Here is a 22,705-nt window from a genome sequence, read left to right as displayed (position 1 = left end):
GGTTATGAAATATAACGCGCCCTTTATCAAATTTTACAGCAATTATATACTATGGAACCGTTTACTTAAATTAGCTTCTCAAACTGACTTCAATATCATGAAAAAACTCTTACTCGCTTTTTGTTTGGCGGCATGCTTTACCGCTGTTGATGCCCAAAGAGGTGGTGCACCATCTTCACAAGCTGCTGACGATGCGGCTTACATTAAGGCCAATTACACCAAAACAGAACAATATATTGCCATGCGCGATGGTAAACGCCTTTTTTGCACCATTTATAGTCCTAAAGACCAAAGTAAGAAGTACCCCATTATGATGACCCGCACACCATACAACGTTGGCCCTTACGGCGAAGGTTATAAAGGTGCATTGGGGCAAAACATGCTGCTGGCCAAAGAGGGGTTTATTTTTGTGTACGAAGACGTGCGCGGCCGATGGATGAGCGAAGGCGACTTTGTAAATGTGCGCCCGCAAATAAACGGCACCACAAACACTTCCAAAATTGACGAGAGCACCGATACTTATGATACCATAGACTGGCTTGTAAAAAACCTGCCGAATAACAATGGCCGCGTAGGTATCGAGGGTATATCTTACCCGGGGTTTTACTCTACCGCATCATTACCTAACGCTCACCCTGCACTAAAGGCGGTATCGCCGCAGGCACCGGTTACCGAGTGGTTTATTGGTGATGACTTTCATCACAACGGTGCTTTTTTCCAGATGGATGCATTCGCATTCCTCACCAGCTTTGGTGTGCCGCGCCCCAAGCCCTTAACACCCGAGCAATTTAAAAATGGCATAAAATTCACCCAACATGATAATTATAAGTTTTACCTTGACCTGGGCGCTTTACCAAATTACAAAAAGAAATTCCTGGGAGATTCTGTTAAGTTTTGGGATGATATGATGAACCATCCCAATTATGATGCCTTTTGGAGTACGCGCAACATTACTTCGCACCTAACCAATGTTAAACCCGCGGTAATGACCGTTGGCGGTTTTTTTGATGCCGAAGATGCTTTTGGCGCGCAAGCGGTTTACAAAGCCATCGAAAAACAAAACTCGCAAAACACTAAAAACATGCTGGTACTGGGCCCCTGGTTTCATGGTGGCTGGGAGCGTGGCGATGGCGACCTGTTCGGCGATCAGGATTTTGGTTCGAAAACCAGTGTTTGGTTCCGCGAAAATGTGGAGCTGCCTTTTTTTAACTATTACCTGAAAGATAAAGGCGCCATGGATTTGCCCGAGGCTACGATATTTGTAACCGGCGAAAACCAATGGCATAAATTTGATACCTGGCCTCCAAAAAACACAGTGGAGAAAACACTGTACTTTCAACCTAACGGCAAGCTATCTTTCACCGCGCCAAAGGTTACCAACAGCTTTGACGAATACGTGAGCGACCCCGCCGCACCCGTACCTTACCAGGATGGTATACAAGAGCGCCGCACCCGAGAGTACATGCTGGATGACCAGCGTTTTGCCTCGCGTCGTCCGGATGTAAAGACTTACCAAACCGACGTGTTGGCCGAAGATATCACCATGACCGGCCCTGTAATGGCGAACATCTATTCTGCTATTAGCAGTACCGATGCCGACTACGTGGTGAAACTGATCGATGTTTTCCCTGATGATTACCCTAACCCAACAACAAACCCTAAAGGCGTTACCATGGCGGGCTACCAGATGCTGGTGCGGGGAGAGATATTCCGCGGGCGCTACCGCAACTCGTTCAGCAAGCCTGAGGCATTTGTGCCGGGTAAAGTTACCCAGGTAAAATACGCCCTGCCCGATGTTGGCCACCAGTTTAAAAAAGGCCACCGCATAATGATACAGGTGCAAAGCTCATGGTTCCCGCTGGCCGACCGCAACCCGCAGAAGTTTGTGGACATTTACAAAGCCAAGGATTCGGATTTTGTAAAAGAAACCATCAAGATATACCACGATACTATGGCACCATCAAGCTTGAAGGTTACGGTGCTGCAATAATTATGAAAAAAGATAAGATCATTGAGAAGATAAAGTTTCATTGTGAAACAAAGAAGTATTGCAGGCTAACCAGGAAAGTTTCTAAACATAATATCCAGTTTAGCAGCGGATATATGTTGGATTATTCTGATGATTTTATCTTACTTCAAGAAACAGATGATTTTATCTTTGATGGGTATAGTGTATTACCCATCAAAGATATTGATCACCTAAGATATAACAAATGGGATAAGTACTACCATAAAATAATGGGATTGGAAAATCAATTGGAGCTTGTTGGTATAAATTATACTGTTGCCCTCAAAAACTGGAAATCTGTTTTCAAATCGCTGCAAAAAAACGGTTCAAATATAATTATTGAGTGTGAAGGAACAGAATACAACAGTTTTTCAATTGGCCATATCATCAAAGTAAGTAAGAGTGATGTTACTTTTCACAACTACGACCCGACAGGTTTATTTGATAAAAATCTCAGGGTGATCGAATATGAGATGATAACAAAAGTACAATTTGGTGATAGATACAATAACGTATTCGGTAAGTATACAAGGTATAGAAAAGAAAAATGAAATTTAATAGGTTATTTACATCTGCACTAATTTTGGGAGCAATTTCCGCTCATGCCCAACTACTCACCCCAAAAGAAAAATTCACCCGGGCTGATAGCCTTCGGGGCAGCACAACCTCGCCTTTACGCACCTGTTATGATATCAACTATTACCATTTGGATGTGAAGGTTGATATCGATCAGAAATTCATCAGCGGTAGCAACCTGTTTAAGTTTACGGCAACACGCAATTTTACCAAATTGCAGTTTGACCTGTTTGCTAATTTGAAGGTAGATAAGATAGTTTACAAGGGTAAAGCGCTGCCTTATAAACGGGAGTTCAACGCGGTATTTATCACCTTCCCTAAAACCATTTTAAAGGGCGCTAAGGATGCTTTTACTGTTTACTATTCGGGTAAGCCCACCGTTGCAAAAAATGCGCCTTGGGATGGCGGATTTGTGTTTGCTAAAGACTCTGTAGGCAAACCCTGGGTGGCTACTGCCTGCGAGGGTATGGGCGCCAGCGTTTGGTGGCCTAATAAAGATCAGGTAGCCGACGAGGTAGACAGCATGCTCATCAGCATCAACGTGCCAAAGGGCTTGAAAGATGTATCGAACGGCCGCCTGCGCAAAACTACCGAACTGCCGGATGGTTATATACGTTTTGATTGGTTTGTTGCTAATCCTATCAATAACTATGATGTAGCTGCCAACATTGGCGATTACCAGCATATTAGCGACAGCTACGATGGCGAAAAAGGCAAACTGACACTGGATTACTGGGTGCTGCCCGAGCATATCGCGAAAGCCACCAAACAATTTGGCGATAACGTTAAACCAATGCTCAAAGCTTTTGAACATTGGTTTGGCCCCTACCCATTTTATGAGGATGGTTATAAACTGGTTGAAACCCCGCACCTGGGTATGGAACACCAAAGCGCTGTGGCTTATGGCAATAAATACCTGAACGGGTATTTAGGCCGTGATCTATCGGGTACGGGCTGGGGTATGAAATGGGATTTTATTGTGGTGCATGAGAGCGGCCACGAATGGTTTGGCAATAACATTACCGATAAAGACCCGGCTGATATGTGGATACACGAAGGTTTTACCAATTACTCGGAATCATTGTTTACTGAAATGTATTATGGCAAACAAGCCGGTCAGGAATACGTTCATGGTACTCGTCGCGCAATTGCGAATGATGAACCGATCATCGGTATTTATGGTGTGAACAAAGAAGGCTCGGGCGATATGTATTATAAGAGCGGCAACATGCTTAATGCAATACGCACCATTATAAACGATGATGAAAAATGGCGCGGCATACTGCGTGGTTTGAACAAAGTGTTCTATCATCAGACGGTGACCACTGAGCAAGTGGTGAACTACATTAACAAAGAAGCCGGCATGAACCTGACCTCGATATTTGACCAATACCTGCGCTATAAAAATATTCCCACGTTGGAGTTCAGGTTTGAGAAAGACCGCGCTCTTTGCCGTTGGATAGCTGATGTTAACGGATTTACCATGCCTGTTAAAGTACGCGCCAAAGGTGGCGAATATAAATTCATATCGCCATCAACTACTTTTAAGCCTATCGATCTGCAGGGTATAACTAAAGATAATTTGGAAGTAGATACGTTTAATTATTATATCGGGGTGCTGATAGATTAGCCCTCCGGGGGAGTTTTTTGGCCCTTATAGTGGGAGATAAAAGGTTTGCGCATACTGTATTGAGATATTTTGTTTTTAGGTGTAACGTATTCAAATCGGAACCCGTCTTATAAAAAACAATTAAGCAACAACCATGAAACAATTTACCGGAATTTTACTTGCCGTGATGCTGTTATGCGGCATCAACAACGCGTTCGCTAAAACAGAAGACAGGCATTTGAGCGGCTTTAATGCCATTAGCCTTTCGGGATCTTATGATGTATATATAACACAGGGCAATACCGAATCGGTAAAGGTAGAAGCCCCTGATGATGAGATAGAACGTATTGTTACCGAAGTACAGAACGGTGTATTAAAAATATATACCAAAAAAGGCTCGTGGAACTGGAGTTGGAGCAATAAAAAAGTAGCGGTTTATGTCAATATCAAAACCGTGAACAGCCTTGGCATATCCGGTTCGGGCAATGTATACTTTAAAGAAGGTATTAATGCGGATGCTTTAAAAGTACGTGTATCAGGCTCGGGCGATGTGTATGGTAAACTGTCTGTTAAAACCTTAGAAGCGATCGTTTCCGGCTCGGGTGATATCAAGGTTTCTGGCCATGCCGATAATGCTACGGTGAGCGTTTCGGGCTCGGGTGATTATACCGCACGCGACCTGGCCACTGTGGGTACCACTATCCGTGTTTCGGGTTCGGGCGATGCAACGGTTAACGCCAGTCAGAAACTTGAAGCAGCTGTTTCAGGCTCGGGCGATATCAGGTATACCGGTGGCGCTTCACAGGTGACCACATCGGCCCATGGCTCAGGCGAGATACACAGAATGTAAAATAGTATAATTAGTGGATAGGGAAAAGGCGATGGGTAAAACCATCGCCTTTTGTTTTTACTCCACCACAAAGCTGATCATCCCGCTATTCCGCGAGCCTGCAAAAGGCTCGGTGCGGATAGAGAAAAAAAGCTCGTATTTACCTTTCGCCATTGGCACATTTACCGGGAAAGCATATTTTGCCTGCCCCTTTTGCGGGATGTTAATCATATTAAAATCCGCAGGGGCCTGGGTTTGATATTTGATATCACCACCCTGAAAAAAGCAGGCATCTAAAAATGCTTTATGCAGGTACCCCTCATCGCCAAAACTGATAGGGTGCGCGTATGGGTTATGGATAGTAAGGTTAAAATAAACTAACTGCCCTGGTTTCGCCTTCACGTTTCCGGGCGCAATATCGATCCCGGCTTTCTGGTAAGTCCGGGCATCGCTCACCCAGCCGCTGTAGTATTTGCGGTTATACTCATCAACAACCGAGTCGGTAGTTAAACCCTTTTCGGGATTATCCTGCAGGTAATAAATACGCTCATGCTGCAGGCTATCTTCAATGGGCCATATATCATATTGATTTTTGCGGTAATAGCGCGAATCATAACTCATGGCCCTGGTGGAGTTGGTGTAATAATTGTATTTGGACGGATCCTGGAAACCATCTCGGATGATCAGGTGGCTTTCGCCGATGCGGCTGCGTAATTGCTTTGCCCATGTACGGAAACCGAAATAGCTTTTAAACTGCCCGATGTTCATCACAAAAGGATACTGAAACAACAACGCGGAGCGCACAAATAAGATAAACGCGATATTGATAAGGGCCAGCTTATAAAACCATTGGGGCGGGTTACCTGCCTGCGCAAAACGGATAAGCGCCAGCATGAGTAAGGGTACAAAGGCTATCAATGTCCAGTGTGGCTGTACTTCGCCTTTTAACGTAGTAATGAAAAAGAACAGGAACGTACCGATAAAATTAAAAAGCAGGCAACGGATAAAACTATCGTTCACCCTGGCCTTTGCTGCCGAATAGAATAAAAACCAGCCCACAAACGGGCCTGCCATAGCCAGTTGCCCTAATGGGTAAAGCGTAGTAAAATCCAACCGGTACACACTTGCAGACCTATCAAACAAGTGGTATTTTATAGATGGATAATCATGATGTACCTGCCATAAAATATGGGGTATAAAAAGCAGCATCGCGCCCAAAACAATGAGGTAAAAACTTGGCCTTGTAAGCAGTTTAAGGTTTGACAGTATTGTTAAACCCAGCAATATAATGCCGTGGTATTTACTGTACAGCAAACAAGCGGCAACTATGGCGAGTATGAAAGCTAAAGTCCATTTATCTTCGTCAATATAGCGCTGGTAGAAATAGTAAAACAGTACGGTAAAGAATAACAGCGGCGAATCGGGCGTGGTGGTAAAGCCATAAATGTGAAATATGAATAGCCCCGATACCACCAAAATAAACCATTTGTCGCTGGCGTTATACTTTTTGAGGACAAGCCATAACAGGTACACAGATGCCGAATTGGTAAATACTGTGAGCAGGCGCAGGCCCAATTCATTATGCATCAGGGTATCACCTATCTTAATAAAAACAGCTACCATGGGCGGGTGGTCAAAATACCCCCAGTCTAAAAACCTGGAGTATACCCAATAGTAAGCCTCATCGCCATGCAGTTCGAGCGTGTAGGCTTGTATGGCGTTTAGCAACGTCCAAAGCAGCAGGAAATACCAGATGGGCTTGTTGGATTGCTGAAGTGAACCGGGTTGCTGCATGTGCTATATATCGCTTCAAATTTATAGAAATAATGCTACTTATCAGGTTTTTAAAAGTTGACAAATCTATTACTTCCTATTGTGTAATATTGAAACGTAAACCATAACCAATTATCACATGACCAAAGCTTTCGAAATTATAGCAGCGCCCCGTACCAAAGCGATAGAGATACTTAAAGAACTGAGCATTGACCAGTTAAATACCATACCTGCCGGTTTTAATAATAACATTATCTGGAATGCCGGGCATATGATTGCCGCCCAACAAGGAATATGTTACAAACGCGCGGGCCTGGATACCATTGTTGGCGAGGAGTTTTTTAACACCTTTAAACCCGGCACAAAGCCAGAAAGGATTTTTGATACTACCGAGGTAGAAAATATCATCAGCCTGTTCAGTACTACGCTTACCCAATTGGAGGCTGACCTGCAAACTGATATGTTTAGTAATTACCCGGCATGGGTAACCCGTTACGGTGCGGAGTTGACCAGCGTTGCCGAGGCAGTTGCATTTTTACCTTTTCACGAAGGTTTGCATATTGGAACCATTGTGGCGATGAGGAAGTTGGTAGGGTAACACGGATTAGATTTGACAACTTTTAAAAAGTTGTCAAATCTGCCAAGGAACAAAAAAACCCGGATAAACCGGGTTTTATATTTCTCTTCAGATAATCGTAGGGGCTAAACGCCCAATAACAACCTCGCAGGATCTTCCAACAATTGCTTAACGCGAACCAGGAAGCTTACCGACTCGCGGCCATCGATGATGCGGTGATCGTAAGACATGGCTAAGTACATCATAGGGCGGATAACTACTTGTCCGTTTATGGCTACCGGGCGCTCAATAATGTTGTGCATACCCAGGATAGCCGATTGCGGCGAGTTGATGATCGGCGTCGACATCATCGAGCCAAATACACCACCATTGGTAATAGTAAAGGTACCGCCGGTCATTTCTTCAATGGTCAGTTTGTTTTCGCGGGCTTTACCTGCTAATACAACTACGGCTTTCTCAATTTCGGCAAGGCTCATGGCACCCGCGTTACGGATAACCGGAACCACCAAACCCTTAGGTGCAGATACAGCGATAGAGATATCAGCAAAATCGCTGTATACAATCTCTTCGCCTTCAATACGTGCGCCAACGGCAGGCCATTCTTTCAATGCCTCGCAAACCGCTTTGGTGAAGAACGACATAAAGCCTAAGCCAACGCCGTGTTTCTCTTTAAATTTATCTTTGTATTTGCTACGCAATTCCATTATCGGCTGCATATCAACCTCGTTAAAGGTGGTTAACATGGCAGTCTCGTTTTTAACAGCAACCAAACGTTTAGCTACCGTTTTACGCAACGACGACATTTTTTCGCGGCGCTCATTGCGTGAACCCGGTGCAGCGGCAGGCGCAGCAACAACAGCAGGTTTAGCAGCGGGCGCGGCGGCGGCAGGTTTCTGCGCGTTCAACGCATCTTCTTTAGTGATGCGCCCATTTACACCGTTACCGGATACTGATGCAGCATCAATACCTTTTTCGGCTAATATTTTACCTGCAGCAGGCGATGGTGTGCCTGATGCGTAGTTTCCTTTTGAATCTGCCTGAACAGTTGGTGCAGGTGCTGAAGCAGCGGCAGGAGCAGCAGCAACAGGAGCGCCTCCACCAGCCACGCTACCACCGGCAATACTGCAAACCACAGCGCCAATTGGCAATACATCACCTTCTTTAGCAATGGTTTTTAATGTACCTGCTTGTTCGGCAGTTAATTCGAATGTTGCCTTATCTGATTCTAACTCGGCAATGGCCTCATCCATTGCAACAGTATCACCGTCTTTTTTGATCCAGCGCGATAATGTTACTTCGGTAATAGACTCGCCTACAGGTGGAACTTTTACCTCTAATGTTTTTGCAGCAGCGGCAGGAGTTGCAGGTGCAGCTTTTTCTTCAACAGGGGCGGCAGGTGCTTTATCAGCAGCAACCGGGGCAGCTGCAGGCGCAGCACCACCATCTTCAATTTTGCATACAACAGCGCCTACCGGTATGGTATCACCTTCTTTAGCTATCGTTTTTAAAGTTCCGGCTTGCTCGGCAGTCAGCTCAAATGTCGCTTTGTCCGATTCTAATTCAGCTATCACCTCATCCATTGCAACAACATCGCCGTCTTTTTTTAACCAGCGCGATAAAGTAACTTCTGTAATTGATTCGCCTACCGGCGGAACTTTGATTTCTAAACTCATAATATTATATCGTGTAAACTAATTAATCGGCGCTGGTTTCGGCCATTTTTTCAACCGTTTTTTTAACTGCTTTTTTTACTTGTTCTCCTGCCGGAGATTCGAATGCTTTACCAACAATATACATTTGTTGTGATGTATGTTGTTTTGCATAACCTGTAGCCGTGCTGCTGCTTTCCTTACGGGAGATCACATCTAACTGTAATTCACTTTTGCGGAATTTGCGGCACATATAAGGCCAGGCACCCATATTTTCAGGTTCTTCCTGCACCCATAAAAACTCTTTAGCATTAGCATATTTAGCTTTTACTTTCAGCATTTGAACTGTAGGTGTTGGGTACAGTTGTTCCACACGTACAATGGCTACATCTTTGCGTTTATCTGCTTGTTGTTTGTCCAACAGGTCATAATAAATTTTACCTGAGCAGAATAGTACGCGTTTAACCGCTTTATCGTTAGCATAGCCATCATCTATCAACTCGCGGAATTTACCTTTGGTAAACTCACTGATAGGCGATACACATTTAGGATTACGCAATAAACTTTTAGGCGTAAAAATAACCAAAGGCTTACGGAAATCGCGGTGTAGCTGGCGGCGCAGTATATGGAAAAAGTTTGCAGGGGTAGTACAGTTAGCCACCTGTATATTGTTATCGGCGCAAAGCTCCATAAAGCGCTCAATACGTGCCGATGAGTGTTCAGGCCCCTGGCCTTCATAGCCGTGTGGCAATAACATTACTAAACCGTTACCACGTTGCCATTTAGTTTCGGCGCTGGTAATATACTGGTCAACAACAATTTGGGCACCATTAAAGAAATCGCCAAATTGAGCTTCCCAAATGGTTAATGTATTCGGGTCGGCAAGGGCGTAGCCATACTCAAAACCTAAAACGCCATACTCAGATAGCAGGGAGTTAAAAGCTTCAAACTTAGCTTCGGTACCTAAAGTATTTAATGGTGTATATTCTTCTTCCGAGTCTTCAAGCGTTAATACCGCGTGGCGGTGCGAGAAGGTACCGCGTTTAACATCTTCGCCGCTCAGGCGTACATGGTGGCCTTCTTTTAACAAAGAGCCATAAGCCATTAACTCGCCCATTGCCCAATCAAACACTTGGGTTTTGTTGGCCATGTTTTTACGCTCCTCAAAAAGTTTTTCTATCTTTTTAAAGAAATCTTTATTGGCCGGCAGCGTTGAAATACCTTTTCCTATTTCCAGCAATTCCTTTTCGGAGATGGCTGTTTCGGGCGATAAGTTAAATTCTTTATCGTTAGCAATGTGTAAACCCTGCCAGGCGCCTAAAAACATTGGTCTGGTTTGGGTAAAGTGTTCTTCGGCTTTTGACTCGTCGAGCATTTTTTGTAATTGCGCACGGAATGTTTTTTCCAATTCGGCAGCGTAAGTAGCGCCAATGCTTCCCTGGTCTAACAGCTTTTGATTGTATATCTCTTTCGGGTTAGCGTGCGACTCGATAGCTTTATACAATAACGGTTGAGTGAATTTAGGCTCATCTGCCTCGTTATGGCCGTAACGGCGGTAGCATAAAATATCGATAAACACATCATCATGGAAAGTTTGACGATACTCCATAGCCAGGTTAACCACGTAAGCCAAAGCTTCGGCATCATCGCCATTTACGTGGAATACCGGCGATAATACAGTCTTTGCAATATCAGTACAGTAAGTACTTGAACGGGCATCTTTATAATTAGTAGTGAAACCTATCTGGTTATTAATAACCAGGTGAATGGTGCCGCCTGTGCGGTAGCCGTCAAGTTTCATCATCTGTAAAACTTCGTAAACAATACCCTGACCCGCGATAGATGCATCACCATGTATCAATATAGGTGCTATCTTTTTATAATCGCCATTGTATTTAAAATCAATTTTTGAGCGCGTTAAACCCTCAACAACCGGGTCAACCGTTTCAAGGTGCGATGGGTTTGGCACTAAACTTAAGTGAACCTTTTTACCGTTAACGGTTTCAATATCATTTGAGTAACCCAGGTGATATTTCACGTCGCCACCAAATGACGACTCTGCATCATAGCTTTTGCCCTGAAACTCTGAGAAGATCTCTTTATAAGGTTTCTTCATGATGTTACACAACACGTTCAACCTGCCGCGGTGAGCCATACCGATAACAAACTCTTCCAGGCCCAGATCGGCACCTTTTTCAATAACCGAATCAAGGGCCGGTATAACGGCTTCGGCACCTTCTAACGAGAAACGTTTCTGGCCCAAAAATTTAGTTCCTAAAAAGTTCTCAAATACAACGGCTTCGTTAAGTTTGCTCAGTATCTGCTTTTTCTCGTTGATAGAAAAATTTGGTGTATTGCGCACCTTCTCCATCCTGTCTTCAAACCACTTTATTTTTATAGGGTTACGGATGTATTTATACTCGGCACCAATAGCCTGGCAGTACGTTTGTTCTAATAAGTCGTGTATATCACGCAGTTTAGCGGCACCCAGGCCTACCTCAACGCCCGCGTTAAAAACGGTATCCAGGTCAGCATCAGTAAAGCCGAAAGTTTCGAGTTCTTTACCCGGGAAATACTGGCGGCGCTCGCGTACCGGATTTGTTTTGGTGAACAAGTGCCCGCGCGAACGGTAACCATTGATCATGTTGAGTACATTGATCTCTTTTAAGAAATGCTCATTACTGCCGGCATCGGCAGTTGTGCCGCCGGTAGCAACACGCGGTGCTGATCCTTGTCCGAAATCAAAGCCTTCAAAAAACTTTTGCCAGCCAAAATCAACCGATTCGGGATCTTGTTTAAAGGCGTCGTAAAGAGAATTAATGTAGTCTGCGTTGGCAGGGTTTATATAATTGAGACGATCCATGTAAAAAATCTATAATCAATGCAAAATTAAAATATAAAAGCCACAAAAAACCTATCAAATTAGAAATAACTTTTAAGAAAATGATAATAATTACACTTAAAAAGCAGTGTTTAATGATTTTTCTCAGCAAAATCGGGCAAAAGCCTAATTATTATACCAATCGGTACAATAATGATATTAGCCTTATTTTAAACCTGTTTTGTGCGTTAAAGTTTTGCGCAGGTATTGCACAAATAATGAAACCCCCTCGATGCCGACAGCCAGCAAGCCAATTATTACTGTAAATTCTTCAAAAGAGTTCAAAGCTGTTTGAGTTTGATATGTAATATAACGTCAACACAGGACGAATGTTACACTTTAACAGGCAGAATTTTTTCAGTTGTTTCTGCAATAAACCCAGGATAATTTACGCCTAATTGTACGTGGTACATATTTAATTCGTTTATGCTTAACGCGAAAGGGGTTTGTACCAGCTTGGCGGGGATATCCTTCAGTTCGGGCAACCAGGTTTTTACGTATTCGCCTTTAGGATCGTATTCGGTGGCTTGCTTAATGATATTAAAATGGCGGTTCTCACGCGGATCATTCCCTACACCGGCTACATAGGCCCAATTACCCCAGTTGCTGGCAGGCGAGTAGTCTAACAGTTTTTCTTCAAAATAAGCTGCGCCACGGGTCCAGTTCACTTTTAGGTCTCTTACTAAAAAGCTGGCTACATTTTGGCGGCCCCTGTTGCTCATAAAGCCGGTAGCATTAAGCTCTCGCATGTTAGCATCAATAAAAGGCATGCCCGTTTGGCCATTCTTCCATTTTTCGAACAGTTCATCCTGGTTCGCTGAAACTTCGGGAGCTTCGCCTTTAAAACCACCTGCTTTAAAAAACTGATTACCATATTTTTTAAACATAAACCGGAAATAATCGCGCCAAAGCAATTCAAATATGAGCCAATAGGTAGAATCGTTTGCGCCCCGCTCCTGCTCATAACGCTTTACCTCCCAATACACCTGCCGGGTTGATAAGCAGCCGACAGATAACCATGGCGAAAATTTTGATGAATAATCGGCGCCAAGCAAGCCGTTTCGGGTAAGCTTATAGGCTTTAAGCTTATCGCTTCCCCAGAAATAATGGTTCATGCGTTGCAATGCTTCTGTTTCGCCTCCGGTAAACTGCATTACTGCCCGGCTATCATCAACCGGCTCTGTTAAACCTAACTGCGCAATGGTTGGCATTTCGCCTGCATCCGCAATTGATGGTACTGTAATTGCAGTTGGTGTTTCAAAGCAAGGGCGGATATCACTGTCGCGTTCTACTTTTTTACGGAATACGGTAAACACATCCGGGATATCTTTAATAGGAAAGGGAAGATCTTCTTTATGATAAAAGGTATGGCCAATGAAATGTTTAAGATTAAGTTTTATCTTCCAGAGCACGGCTTCAACTTTTGATGATATATTGGTTTCTTCGAAAGCTACTTCGCGGTGATGATAAACTTCGGCCACCTGGTATTGTTCTGCCAATTGCGGGATGATCTGCACCGGATCGCCCATGCGCACAATTAGTTCGCCCCCTAAGCCACGCAAAGTATCGCGTAAGTTCTGCACCGACTCGATAAGAAACTTTGCCCTGAAATTACCTGTTTTAAGCGTACCATACTGTGTGGTTCTAAAATAGAAAGGATCGAAACAAAACACGGGCAAAACTTTATCGGCCTTACGGATGGCCTCCACTAAAATTTCATTGTCGTGAATGCGAAGATCATTTCTAAACCAAACCAGTATTGTCTTTTCGCTCATATCTTAACCTAACGTACAGCTAATCCGGTAAAATTGCGAATTTTTTATTTTTCCTGCATGCTTCGCTGCAATATTTGACATCATCCCAACATTTGGCCCACTTTTTTCGCCAGGTAAACGGGCGTTTGCAAACTTCGCAAACCTTTTGTGGCAGGTTCTCTTTTTTTACTCCGGCAGGCATACAGGGTTTTTTAACACAAGACTGACAAAATTAAAAATCCCGCGGCATAATCCATTACGTATAGTGTTTAATATTGCTGCACAATTATACGCTAACAAACTGCATGACAGACCAACAACAATTAAAATCAGCATTCGCTGCTACGGAAGACTTAATTGATACGATCGGCGATGATCATATTGCCACCAACTTTAACACCCCATTGCGAACAGATGCTTTTGAATTAGACGACGATCTTAAAATTGAACTGATTGAAAAGCATTTTAAAGAAATAATGAACGTTTTAGGGCTCGACCTTACCGACGATAGTTTGAAAGGAACGCCCAAACGTGTAGCCAAAATGTATGTTAAAGAAATTTTTGGGGGCCTAAATCCTAAAAATAAACCTAAACCAACCCTGTTTGAAAACAAATACCAGTATAAACAAATGCTGGTGGAACGGAACATTGCTGTTTACAGTAATTGTGAACACCACTTTGTACCCATAACCGGCAAGGCCCATGTGGCTTACATCAGCAGCGGGAAAGTTATTGGCCTGTCAAAATTGAACCGCATTGTACAATACTACTCGCAAAGGCCGCAGGTGCAGGAAAGGTTGACCATACAGATAGCCAACGAATTAAAAGAAATATTAAACACCGAAGATGTTGCTGTAGTGATAGACGCGCACCATATGTGTATATCATCACGCGGGATAAAGGATACGGATAGCTCTACAGTAACAGCCGAATACAGCGGCAAATTTTTAGATGCAGATACAAAAGCTGAATTTTTAAAACATATCGCATAATGGGATTTGAAGGAAAAAACATTTTAGTGGTTGGGGGTAGTTCGGGGATAGGATTGGCGTTGGTAAGGCAATTACGTAATGCAGGGGCCACGGTATATAATGCATCAAGGCATGTATCAACCGGGTGGCCCGATGGTGTAACACATATAGAGCTGGATGTGTTAGCGGATGTAGGCACATTGGCCGCGCAGCTGCCTGAACAACTACATGGCCTGGTTTACTGCGTAGGTAGCATTAACTTAAAACCTTTCCATCGCCTAACCAAAAATGATTTTTTGAATGATTACCAACTAAATGTTGTAGGTGCTGCCGAGGTGATACAGCAAGCTTTAAAGGCTTTAAAAAACACTCCCGAGGCCAGCGTAGTATTATTTAGTACCGTTGCAGCTAAGGCGGGCATGGGGTTCCATGCCAGTATCGCGGCGGCAAAAAGTGGCGTTGAGGGCTTAGCACTATCCTTAGCGGCAGAATTGGCTCCGAGCCGTATTCGTGTAAATGTTATCGCCCCGTCGTTAACTGATACGCCTTTGGCCGCGGTATTATTAAATACACCCGAAAAAAAGGAAGCATCGGCCAAACGCCACCCGTTGGGTAAATTTGGAACAGCTGATGATATCGCGGCGGCGGCAAAGTTTTTATTGTCGGACGAAAGTACCTGGATGACCGGCCAGGTGATAGGTATTGATGGAGGTTTAGGTAATTTGAGGAATGTATAACAAGGAGATGATCATATCCAATACCGATATCCTTGCCATGGACAAGCGTTATCGCGCAAATTTTGTTAATAGTGTATCCGGATTTAAAAGTTTGCAGATGGTAGGCACAGCAAACGATGCAGGTATCACTAATCTGGCTTTGTTTAATTCCATTTTCCACGTTGGTGCAAACCCGCCGTTGTTGGGAATGGTAATAAGACCCGACGGGGCCGAACACGAAACCCTAAATAATATTAAGGCTACAGGCACGTACACTTTAAACAACATATTACCACAATGGTATGAACAAGCGCACCAAACAAGCGCAAGGTACGCGGCCGGCGAATCGGAGTTTGAGGCTTGTGGCTTTAATGAGCAATATATTGAAGGTTTTAAAGCACCCTTCGTTAAAGAGGCTACAATAAAAATAGGTTTAAAATTGAGCGAGATCATCGAAGTGTCAATTAACAATACCTGTATCGTAATTGGCGAAATAATATACTTAATTTTAGATGAGCAACTGATAAGCCCGGATGGCTATGTAAGTCTGGAAGAAGCAGGCTCGGTAACGGTAGCCGGGTTAGATAGTTATCACACCACACAAAGCCTTGGCCGTTTAGCTTATGCCAGGCCGGGGAAACATCCCGAACCTTTGAGCGTTTAATCATTATAAAACAATCCGTAAAATCAAATAGCAATACCATGGTAACTAAGGAATCAATCCAAAAAGCTTACATCGATTATGTGTTAACCGATGGTGAGCAACCAAAATCTGTTTATGTTTTTGCCAAAAAGCAAAAAATGGCAGAGGAGGAGTTTTACAAAGTTTTTGGCTCGTTCGAAGCCATTGAACAAAGTATATGGACAGACCTTGCGGCTACAGCTATTGCCGAAGTAAAAGGCCAGCAGGTTTGGGCCGGGTATTCGGCGCGCGAAAAGGCTTTATCGTTTTTCTATAGCTTTTTTGAGTTACTGAAAAGCAAACGCAGTTTTGCCACCTGGAGCGTGAAGAAGATACATAAAGGCTTTGCTACGCCAATGGTATGGCAAGGCTTAAAAAGCGAGTTTGAAGCGTTAAGCATCAGCATTTTACAGGAGGGCATTGAAAGCACTGAGCTTGCCGACCGCAAATTTTTTGCCGACCGGTACAAAGACGCCCTTTGGGTGCAGTTTGTATTTACACTCAATTTTGGGATAAACGATATTTCGGCCGGGTTTGAAAAAACGGACGAGGCTATTGAGCGCGGCGTGAATGTTACGTTCGACCTGTTCCAACGTTCACCGATAGATAACCTGCTCGAGTACGGTAAGTTTTTAGTGAACAACGGCGGTATAAAAGAAAAGATGGGATTTTGAGGGAAGTTATTAGGTTGAAGGCCACTCAACAACTTAGTAACCAAGTAACTCAATAACTAAACATGAAAGAACAAAACAGTATTCCAACCAGTAAAGTACAACGCTCGGCCAAATTTGTGGGCACGGGGTTTAAAATTGGCGGTAACTACATTAAACACTACTCCAAAAAGTTGTTTAATCCTGATATGAACAACGATGAGTTGAACCAGGATAACGCGGCAGATATTTACGAATCGCTAAGCGAACTGAAAGGCAGCGCGCTCAAAGTGGCGCAGATGCTGAGCATGGATAAAAATCTGCTGCCGAAGGCTTATGTAGATAAGTTTTCGCTGTCGCAATATAATGCGCCACCCTTATCAGGACCGCTTATTGTTCAAACTTTCCGCAAGCTGTTCGGCAAAACGCCCGAGCAGATCTATGATAAATTCGAGCTACGCTCTACCAACGCGGCATCCATTGGCCAGGTACATCGTGCTGAATTAAAAGGCCGTAAACTGGCTGTAAAGATCCAGTACCCCGGCGTTGGCGATTCTATTTCATCCGACCTGAAACTGGTAAAACCTTTTGCGTTCCGTTTACTCGGGATGAGCGAAAAGGAACTGGATATTTACATGAAAGAGGTGGAAGAGCGCCTGCTGGAAGAAACTGATTACGATTTGGAAGTGCGCCGCTCCATCGAATTTTCGCAGGCATGCGCTAATTTGGACAATATCGTTTTCCCGGAATACTTTCCTGAGTTATCCGGCAAACGGGTAATTACCATGAGCTGGATAGAAGGGATGCACCTGAAAGAATTTTTAGCCACCAACCCGAGTCAGCAATTGCGTAACCAAATAGGTCAAGCCCTTTGGGATTTTTACAACTTTCAACAACATGAGTTACGTGCAGTACACGCCGATCCGCACCCGGGTAACTTCCTCATCACACCCGAAGGTAAATTAGGAGTGATAGATTTTGGCTGCATTAAAGAAATGCCCGATGATTTTTATTACCCGTTCTTCTCCACTACTTCAAATGAACTGATCGACAATAAAGAAGAAACGTTGAAAGCTTTCCGCCAGTTAGAAATGATATTACCAAAAGACAGCCCTGGGCAGGTAGAGTTCTACTACGGAATGTATAAGGAAATGATCGGACTGTTTGCCAAACCGTATTTAACAGAAACGTTCGATTTTAGCCAATCCGACTTTTTTGATAACCTGTACAACTTCGGCGAAAAAATAGCCCGCATGCCCGAGTTTAAACAAGCCCGCGGCGTAAAGCATTTTATATATGTTAACCGCACTAACTTTGGGTTATACAACATTTTGCATGAGCTGAAAGCTGAAGTAAAGACGGATACGTACAAACCGCATGTGCTGCTTGAGTATTAATGTACTAACATTTTAAAACCACTCCCCTTTTCTCTTGTTGCAATAATTATGAAAGTGTTGATAGCCGGAGCAAATGGATATGTGGGTACGAGGTTGTTGCCTGTATTGTTAGAGCAGGGACATGATGTTGTTTGCCTTGTTCGCGATAAGCGCCGCTTTCGCGAGATGAGCGATTATGGCGATAAGGTAACCATTATTACCGGCGATCTGCTCAAAGATTCTACAATGCAGGCATTCCCGCCCAATATTGATGCGGCTTACTATCTGGTGCACAGCATGACGGATACGCCGGAGTTTGCACAGCTGGAAGCACTCTCGGCACACAACTTTATACAAGCTTTAAATACCACCACCTGTAAACAGGTTATCTTTTTAGGCGGGATAGTAAACGATGGCAACCTGTCCAAACACCTCAAATCGCGCAAGCATGTGGAGGATGTTTTGCGTGAGGGTAATGCTGCTGTTACTGTGTTACGGGCTGCCATCATTATCGGTTCGGGGAGCGCCTCCTTCGAGATCATCCGCGACCTGGCCGAGAAACTCCCGGTGATGACAGCCCCGCGCTGGGTGAATACCAAATGCCAGCCCATCGCTATACGCGATGTATTGGGTTACCTGGAGGGTGTACTGCTTAACGAGCAGGCTTTCAATAAAACGTTCGATATTGGCGGCCCCGAGGTACTCACCTTCAAACAAATGCTGATGGGCTATGCTAAAGCCCGCAAACTCAACCGTAGGATTATCGTACTACCCTTTCTATCGCCAAAAATATCATCGTACTGGTTGTATTTTGTTACTTCAACAAGTTATCAGCTTGCGCAGAGTTTGGTTGACAGCATGAAGAACGAGACTATCATGAAGGACCATAGCATTGATGCTATCGTCCCACGAAAGTGTTTAACTTACCAGGAAGCGCTCGACCTTGCATTTGTAAAGATCGAGCAAAACTCGATCGTATCAAGCTGGAAAGATGCCCTTAACCAGGGCTACCTGCATGCCGACTATAACTTTATGGACCAGATAAAGGTACCACAAAACGGGACGGTTGAGTTTAAGGTAAATACCGAATTTGAGCAGGATAGCGATACTGTGCTGAAAAACATCTGGTCGATAGGTGGTAACCGCGGCTGGTACTATTGGGACTGGATATGGAACCTGCGGGGTTTTATCGATAAAATTGTTGGCGGGGTGGGCTCACGCCGGGGCCGTACCAGTAATGTGAGCATTAAAGCGGGCGATGCGCTTGATTTTTGGCGGGTGCTGCTGGCCGATAAAAAGAATTGCCGCCTGTTGCTTTACGCCGAAATGAAATTGCCCGGCGAAGCCTGGCTTGAATTTAAGATCATAAAAAAAGAGGGAAAAAATTACCTGAACGAGGTAGCCACCTTTAGGCCCAATGGTTTGTGGGGGCGCGCGTACTGGTATTTAATGTGGCCGTTCCACTTGTTTATTTTTAAAGGCATGGCGCGCGAAATTATTAGTTACCGGGATAAAAAACGGTTATCTGACCTGAAACTTTGAAATTTAAAAAAGATTTTATTAATTTAGTATAAACCTCTATTAAACCCCCGTTTCATGAAAAAGATTAGGCACATCCTCGAAGATAAGGGTCACCAGGTGTACTCTGTAACTCCCGAAACCTCGGTTTACGATGCATTACATATGATGATGGAAAAAAATATCAGTTCATTACTCATCATGGAAAGCGAAGTGTTAAAAGGCATTTTTACGGAACGTGACTATGCCCGTAAATTAGTGCTGATGGGGCGTTCATCAAAAGAAACGCCTATAGGGGAAATTATGACAGCTAACCTATTCACCATAGCGCTCAACGAATCAATAGATCATTGCATGGAAATGATGAGCAATCATAAAATACGCCACCTGCCTGTTATTGATAATAACCGCGTTACCGGTATGGTATCTATTGGCGATGTGGTAAAATTCATTATCGAAGATCAAAAAAGAACAATTCAGCAACTGGAGAGTTATATAGCCAGCTAACTTATGTAAGTGGATGATGTAAAATGGAAGATGTTTTTCTATTGCTTTTCACATCTTCCATCTTACCTTTTACATCTTCCATATGAATAACATCCTCATTACAGGCGGCACGGGATTACTGGGCAAACAATTAACCGATGCGCTTATTATACAAGGCCACAATGTAAGCCACCTGAGCCGCAGAGCCGGGAATAACGCTGTAGTTAAAACCTTTTTGTGGGATATTGCAAAAGGGACAATTGACCCCGAATGTATTAACGGTATTGATACCATTGTGCACCTTGCGGGAGAAGGCATTGCCGAAAAGCGATGGACAACGGAGCGTAAAAAGCTGCTCATAGAAAGTCGTACCAAATCAATCGGGCTGATCTATAAACTGCTCAAATCAACACCACATACGGTTAAACATATTGTTTCGGCTTCGGCAACGGGTTATTACAGCGACCGGGGTAATGAACTATTGACCGAAACAAGCCCACCAGCTCATGATTTTTTGAGCGATTGTTGTGTACAATGGGAAAAAGCTGTTGATGAAGGCGAAGCCCTTGGCCTACGGGTAGTAAAATTTCGTACGGGGGTTGTGCTTAGCCCGGCCGGCGGGGCGTTGCCGTTAATGGCTAAGCCTGTTCAATTTTTTGTTGGCTCGCCACTGGGCAGCGGCAAACAATGGATACCCTGGATACATCACCGGGATGTGGTAGCTATGTATTTGCTCGGCATAACAAATGAAAAACTTACAGGCGTTTATAATATGGTTGCCCCCAACCCTGTTACCAACGCTCAATTAACCAAAGCTATTGCTAAACAATTGCACCGCCCGCTTTGGGCGCCACGTGTGCCCGCCTTTGCCCTAAAGCTGCTTTTAGGCGAAATGAGTTTGGTAGTATTAGGCAGCACCAAAGTTTCTTCGGGTAAAATTGAGCAAACAGGGTTTAAATTTAGTTACCCTGATGTGGAGAGCGCCTTAAAGGAATTATACGGTGGCTAACTTACAAAAGAGCAAGCCCCGCGTATCTTAATTCGCATCCCTGTATTAAGCTATGGTAGTTTCTTAAAATCGTAAGTGGTGTATTCAATAAAGTCGGCAACTTTTACACGTACAGCCGTTACCTGCCCGTTTTTAACACTGAACGGAAATACCGCTTTGCCAAATTCCGGGTCGGAGAACGTTACATAGAAACGGTTTTGGCCCAGGGGCTGCATCAACGCAAACATTTTAGGGTGATGCTCAAAATGCATTTGCAATTCGGTATTATTTTCTCCGCCCATGTCAATGGTCATATTTCCGTACAGATCATTAGTATACCGGCCGGTGTAGGCACTCAGCGGCAAACCGGGCGCAAGCTTTAAAGCTACGGTGTCGCGTAATTTTTTATCCTGCTGCTGTTCGTTCGCTACGTTTGCCTTGTACCGGGCAAGGTATTTATCGCTGTAGTTTTGGTAGGGTTTGTTGTTTACAGCGTCAATGATCTCCCATTTCAGGGCATCGTACAACTCGTTTTGATCTGTATTGGTGAGGATGATGATTCCCAGGCGCTCATCGGGCACCATTGTTACTGATGATACAAAACCGTTAACGCCGCCGGTATGCATTACTATGCGATGGCCCGCATACGTTTCCAGTTCAAAGCCAAGGCCGTATAACAGATCGCTGGTGCTGCCATCAGGGTGATGATCTTCTCCAATAATATCCTGTGCGGTGCGGGTAGCTTTTATCGCCGAAAAGGGGATAACCTGTCGCGGCCCTACCTTGCCATCGTTTAACAGGCAAAGCACCCATTTACTCATATCGTTAACCGATGAGCTGATACTGGCAGCCGGGGCCAAATTATCTATCATAGGATAGGTAATTGGTACCAGGCGGCCATCGGCAATGGTATGTGCAGCAGCCTTATTATATACAGTCGGCATATCTTTACTCAATACTTTGCTATAGCCCATGCCCAGGGGGGCAAAAAAATAATCTTTAATGTACGATTCCCACGAGCGGTCGGTCACTTTGGTTATTACCTGCCCCGCGGCAACAAAGGCGGCATTTGTATATCCCCACCTGGTGCGGAAGGGGTACAAAGCTTTTACATGGCTCATTTTTTCTATCACCTCATCGCGGCTCAGGTCGCTTGTCCAATAGGTAAAATCGCCTTGGAAGGTACCAAAGCCAAGGCGATGGCAAAGCAGGTCGCGCAAGCGGACGTCTTGCCCGGCTAATTGGTTATCCAGCTTAAAAGTGGGGATATATTTAGTAACCTTATCATCCAGCGAAAGCTGTTTTTGATCTTCGAGTATGGCAAGGGCGGTGGCTGTAAAAGCTTTTGTATTGCTGCCTATCATAAAAAGGGTATTCTCATCAACCTTATTATTCAGGCCAAGCTCTTTAACCCCGTAGCCTTTCATTAGTACCACTTTGTTATCTTTTACAATACAAATCGCGGCGCCTGGTACACGCCAGTTAGTTAATGCACGGTTAATATAGGCATCAAGGCTATCGGCAATAAATTTAGTGCGGTTAATGGTTTGCGCTAAAGCGCTTGTTATAAATAGAATAAGACACAGGGGAACTAGTATTACAGATTTTCTCATAAATTGCAACCAATATACAGTAAAGCTAAAGCGAAACATCTTAAAGTGC

19 protein-coding genes are annotated in these 22,705 nt (G+C 44.0%); 13 read left to right on the top strand and 6 right to left on the bottom strand.

What is annotated here, in order from left to right; genetic code table 11:
• Positions 1-97 precede the first annotated feature (97 nt).
• The 4 genes from KXQ82_RS01635 to KXQ82_RS01620 all read left to right on the top strand — a co-directional run bounded on the left by KXQ82_RS01635 (position 98) and on the right by KXQ82_RS01620 (position 5,043).
• Complete coding sequence (locus KXQ82_RS01635; RefSeq protein WP_219486222.1) at positions 98-1,990, top strand: CocE/NonD family hydrolase; 1,893 nt, start codon at positions 98-100, stop codon at positions 1,988-1,990.
• Between the two features lie 2 nt (positions 1,991-1,992).
• Complete coding sequence (locus tag KXQ82_RS01630) at positions 1,993-2,559, top strand: hypothetical protein (protein ID WP_219486221.1); 567 nt, start codon at positions 1,993-1,995, stop codon at positions 2,557-2,559.
• Complete coding sequence (locus KXQ82_RS01625; protein WP_219486220.1) at positions 2,556-4,214, top strand: M1 family metallopeptidase; 1,659 nt, start codon at positions 2,556-2,558, stop codon at positions 4,212-4,214. Before KXQ82_RS01630 ends, KXQ82_RS01625 begins: the two co-directional genes overlap by 4 nt.
• A 133-nt stretch (positions 4,215-4,347) precedes the next feature.
• On the top strand, positions 4,348-5,043 hold the full coding sequence (locus KXQ82_RS01620) for a head GIN domain-containing protein (protein ID WP_219486218.1): 696 nt from the start codon (positions 4,348-4,350) through the stop codon (positions 5,041-5,043).
• Positions 5,044-5,100: 57 nt separating this feature from the next.
• On the opposite strand, the gene KXQ82_RS01615 is transcribed toward KXQ82_RS01620, so the two are convergent.
• Positions 5,101-6,816 carry an ArnT family glycosyltransferase gene (locus KXQ82_RS01615; RefSeq protein WP_219486217.1) on the bottom strand — a complete coding sequence of 572 codons (1,716 nt, stop codon included), beginning with the start codon at positions 6,814-6,816 and terminating at the stop codon, positions 5,101-5,103.
• A gap of 118 nt (positions 6,817-6,934) precedes the next feature.
• Here KXQ82_RS01615 and KXQ82_RS01610 point away from each other — a divergent pair, with 118 nt between their 5' ends.
• Positions 6,935-7,393, top strand: a complete 459-nt coding sequence (locus KXQ82_RS01610; RefSeq protein ID WP_219486216.1) for a DinB family protein — start codon at positions 6,935-6,937, stop codon at positions 7,391-7,393.
• Positions 7,394-7,497: 104 nt separating this feature from the next.
• On the opposite strand, the gene odhB is transcribed toward KXQ82_RS01610, so the two are convergent.
• From odhB to KXQ82_RS01590, 4 genes are all read right to left on the bottom strand, one after another.
• Positions 7,498-9,045 (bottom strand): 2-oxoglutarate dehydrogenase complex dihydrolipoyllysine-residue succinyltransferase, encoded by a 1,548-nt coding sequence (odhB, locus tag KXQ82_RS01605; protein WP_219486214.1) that lies wholly within the window; start codon positions 9,043-9,045, stop codon positions 7,498-7,500.
• A gap of 22 nt (positions 9,046-9,067) precedes the next feature.
• Complete coding sequence (locus KXQ82_RS01600; protein WP_219486212.1) at positions 9,068-11,884, bottom strand: 2-oxoglutarate dehydrogenase E1 component; 2,817 nt, start codon at positions 11,882-11,884, stop codon at positions 9,068-9,070.
• 350 nt (positions 11,885-12,234) lie between these two features.
• A complete protein-coding gene (locus KXQ82_RS01595) occupies positions 12,235-13,677 on the bottom strand; it encodes a DASH family cryptochrome (protein WP_219486210.1) in 1,443 nt (480 codons plus the stop codon).
• Positions 13,678-13,696: 19 nt separating this feature from the next.
• On the bottom strand, positions 13,697-13,858 hold the full coding sequence (locus KXQ82_RS01590; RefSeq protein ID WP_219486208.1) for a DUF2256 domain-containing protein: 162 nt from the start codon (positions 13,856-13,858) through the stop codon (positions 13,697-13,699).
• A gap of 103 nt (positions 13,859-13,961) precedes the next feature.
• Here KXQ82_RS01590 and folE point away from each other — a divergent pair, with 103 nt between their 5' ends.
• The 8 genes from folE (at position 13,962) to KXQ82_RS01550 (ending at position 21,064) form a co-directional block, all read left to right on the top strand.
• A complete protein-coding gene (gene folE / locus KXQ82_RS01585; RefSeq protein ID WP_219486206.1) occupies positions 13,962-14,648 on the top strand; it encodes a GTP cyclohydrolase I FolE in 687 nt (228 codons plus the stop codon).
• Entirely contained in the window at positions 14,648-15,364 is a 717-nt protein-coding gene (locus KXQ82_RS01580; RefSeq protein ID WP_219486204.1) for an SDR family NAD(P)-dependent oxidoreductase, read from the top strand. The genes folE and KXQ82_RS01580 overlap by 1 nt, the downstream gene beginning before the upstream one ends.
• Complete coding sequence (locus tag KXQ82_RS01575) at positions 15,357-16,007, top strand: flavin reductase family protein (protein ID WP_255563347.1); 651 nt, start codon at positions 15,357-15,359, stop codon at positions 16,005-16,007. Before KXQ82_RS01580 ends, KXQ82_RS01575 begins: the two co-directional genes overlap by 8 nt.
• A gap of 38 nt (positions 16,008-16,045) precedes the next feature.
• Positions 16,046-16,699 carry a TetR family transcriptional regulator C-terminal domain-containing protein gene (locus KXQ82_RS01570; RefSeq protein ID WP_219486201.1) on the top strand — a complete coding sequence of 218 codons (654 nt, stop codon included), beginning with the start codon at positions 16,046-16,048 and terminating at the stop codon, positions 16,697-16,699.
• 62 nt (positions 16,700-16,761) lie between these two features.
• Positions 16,762-18,072 carry an ABC1 kinase family protein gene (locus KXQ82_RS01565; protein ID WP_219486199.1) on the top strand — a complete coding sequence of 437 codons (1,311 nt, stop codon included), beginning with the start codon at positions 16,762-16,764 and terminating at the stop codon, positions 18,070-18,072.
• 48 nt (positions 18,073-18,120) lie between these two features.
• Positions 18,121-19,593, top strand: coding sequence for an SDR family oxidoreductase (locus KXQ82_RS01560; RefSeq protein ID WP_219486198.1), 1,473 nt, complete (start codon positions 18,121-18,123; stop codon positions 19,591-19,593).
• A gap of 54 nt (positions 19,594-19,647) precedes the next feature.
• The gene (locus KXQ82_RS01555) at positions 19,648-20,076 is read left to right on the top strand and encodes a CBS domain-containing protein (protein WP_219486196.1); all 429 of its coding nucleotides are present in this window, start codon (positions 19,648-19,650) and stop codon (positions 20,074-20,076) included.
• Positions 20,077-20,158: 82 nt separating this feature from the next.
• A complete protein-coding gene (locus KXQ82_RS01550) occupies positions 20,159-21,064 on the top strand; it encodes a TIGR01777 family oxidoreductase (protein WP_219486194.1) in 906 nt (301 codons plus the stop codon).
• 50 nt (positions 21,065-21,114) lie between these two features.
• On the opposite strand, the gene KXQ82_RS01545 is transcribed toward KXQ82_RS01550, so the two are convergent.
• The gene (locus tag KXQ82_RS01545; RefSeq protein ID WP_219486192.1) at positions 21,115-22,656 is read right to left on the bottom strand and encodes a serine hydrolase; all 1,542 of its coding nucleotides are present in this window, start codon (positions 22,654-22,656) and stop codon (positions 21,115-21,117) included.
• Positions 22,657-22,705: the final 49 nt, after the last annotated feature.

Source organism: Mucilaginibacter rivuli, from assembly GCF_019391655.1.
Taxonomy (GTDB): domain Bacteria; phylum Bacteroidota; class Bacteroidia; order Sphingobacteriales; family Sphingobacteriaceae; genus Mucilaginibacter; species Mucilaginibacter rivuli.
Note: the sequence above shows the minus strand (reverse complement) of the source record. Positions and strands in the feature narration are given on the sequence as shown.

Excerpts from the sequence above, each read along its gene's own strand:
- KXQ82_RS01635 (WP_219486222.1), top strand. The coding sequence starts at position 98 with ATGAAAAAACTCTTACTCGCTTTTTGTTTGGCGGCATGCTTTACCGCT.
- KXQ82_RS01630 (WP_219486221.1), top strand. The coding sequence starts at position 1,993 with ATGAAAAAAGATAAGATCATTGAGAAGATAAAGTTTCATTGTGAAACA.
- KXQ82_RS01625 (WP_219486220.1), top strand. The coding sequence starts at position 2,556 with ATGAAATTTAATAGGTTATTTACATCTGCACTAATTTTGGGAGCAATT.
- KXQ82_RS01620 (WP_219486218.1), top strand. The coding sequence starts at position 4,348 with ATGAAACAATTTACCGGAATTTTACTTGCCGTGATGCTGTTATGCGGC.
- KXQ82_RS01615 (WP_219486217.1), bottom strand. The coding sequence starts at position 6,816 with ATGCAGCAACCCGGTTCACTTCAGCAATCCAACAAGCCCATCTGGTAT.
- KXQ82_RS01610 (WP_219486216.1), top strand. The coding sequence starts at position 6,935 with ATGACCAAAGCTTTCGAAATTATAGCAGCGCCCCGTACCAAAGCGATA.
- odhB (WP_219486214.1), bottom strand. The coding sequence starts at position 9,045 with ATGAGTTTAGAAATCAAAGTTCCGCCGGTAGGCGAATCAATTACAGAA.
- KXQ82_RS01600 (WP_219486212.1), bottom strand. The coding sequence starts at position 11,884 with ATGGATCGTCTCAATTATATAAACCCTGCCAACGCAGACTACATTAAT.
- KXQ82_RS01595 (WP_219486210.1), bottom strand. The coding sequence starts at position 13,677 with ATGAGCGAAAAGACAATACTGGTTTGGTTTAGAAATGATCTTCGCATT.
- KXQ82_RS01590 (WP_219486208.1), bottom strand. The coding sequence starts at position 13,858 with ATGCCTGCCGGAGTAAAAAAAGAGAACCTGCCACAAAAGGTTTGCGAA.
- folE (WP_219486206.1), top strand. The coding sequence starts at position 13,962 with ATGACAGACCAACAACAATTAAAATCAGCATTCGCTGCTACGGAAGAC.
- KXQ82_RS01580 (WP_219486204.1), top strand. The coding sequence starts at position 14,648 with ATGGGATTTGAAGGAAAAAACATTTTAGTGGTTGGGGGTAGTTCGGGG.
- KXQ82_RS01575 (WP_255563347.1), top strand. The coding sequence starts at position 15,357 with ATGTATAACAAGGAGATGATCATATCCAATACCGATATCCTTGCCATG.
- KXQ82_RS01570 (WP_219486201.1), top strand. The coding sequence starts at position 16,046 with ATGGTAACTAAGGAATCAATCCAAAAAGCTTACATCGATTATGTGTTA.
- KXQ82_RS01565 (WP_219486199.1), top strand. The coding sequence starts at position 16,762 with ATGAAAGAACAAAACAGTATTCCAACCAGTAAAGTACAACGCTCGGCC.
- KXQ82_RS01560 (WP_219486198.1), top strand. The coding sequence starts at position 18,121 with ATGAAAGTGTTGATAGCCGGAGCAAATGGATATGTGGGTACGAGGTTG.
- KXQ82_RS01555 (WP_219486196.1), top strand. The coding sequence starts at position 19,648 with ATGAAAAAGATTAGGCACATCCTCGAAGATAAGGGTCACCAGGTGTAC.
- KXQ82_RS01550 (WP_219486194.1), top strand. The coding sequence starts at position 20,159 with ATGAATAACATCCTCATTACAGGCGGCACGGGATTACTGGGCAAACAA.
- KXQ82_RS01545 (WP_219486192.1), bottom strand. The coding sequence starts at position 22,656 with ATGAGAAAATCTGTAATACTAGTTCCCCTGTGTCTTATTCTATTTATA.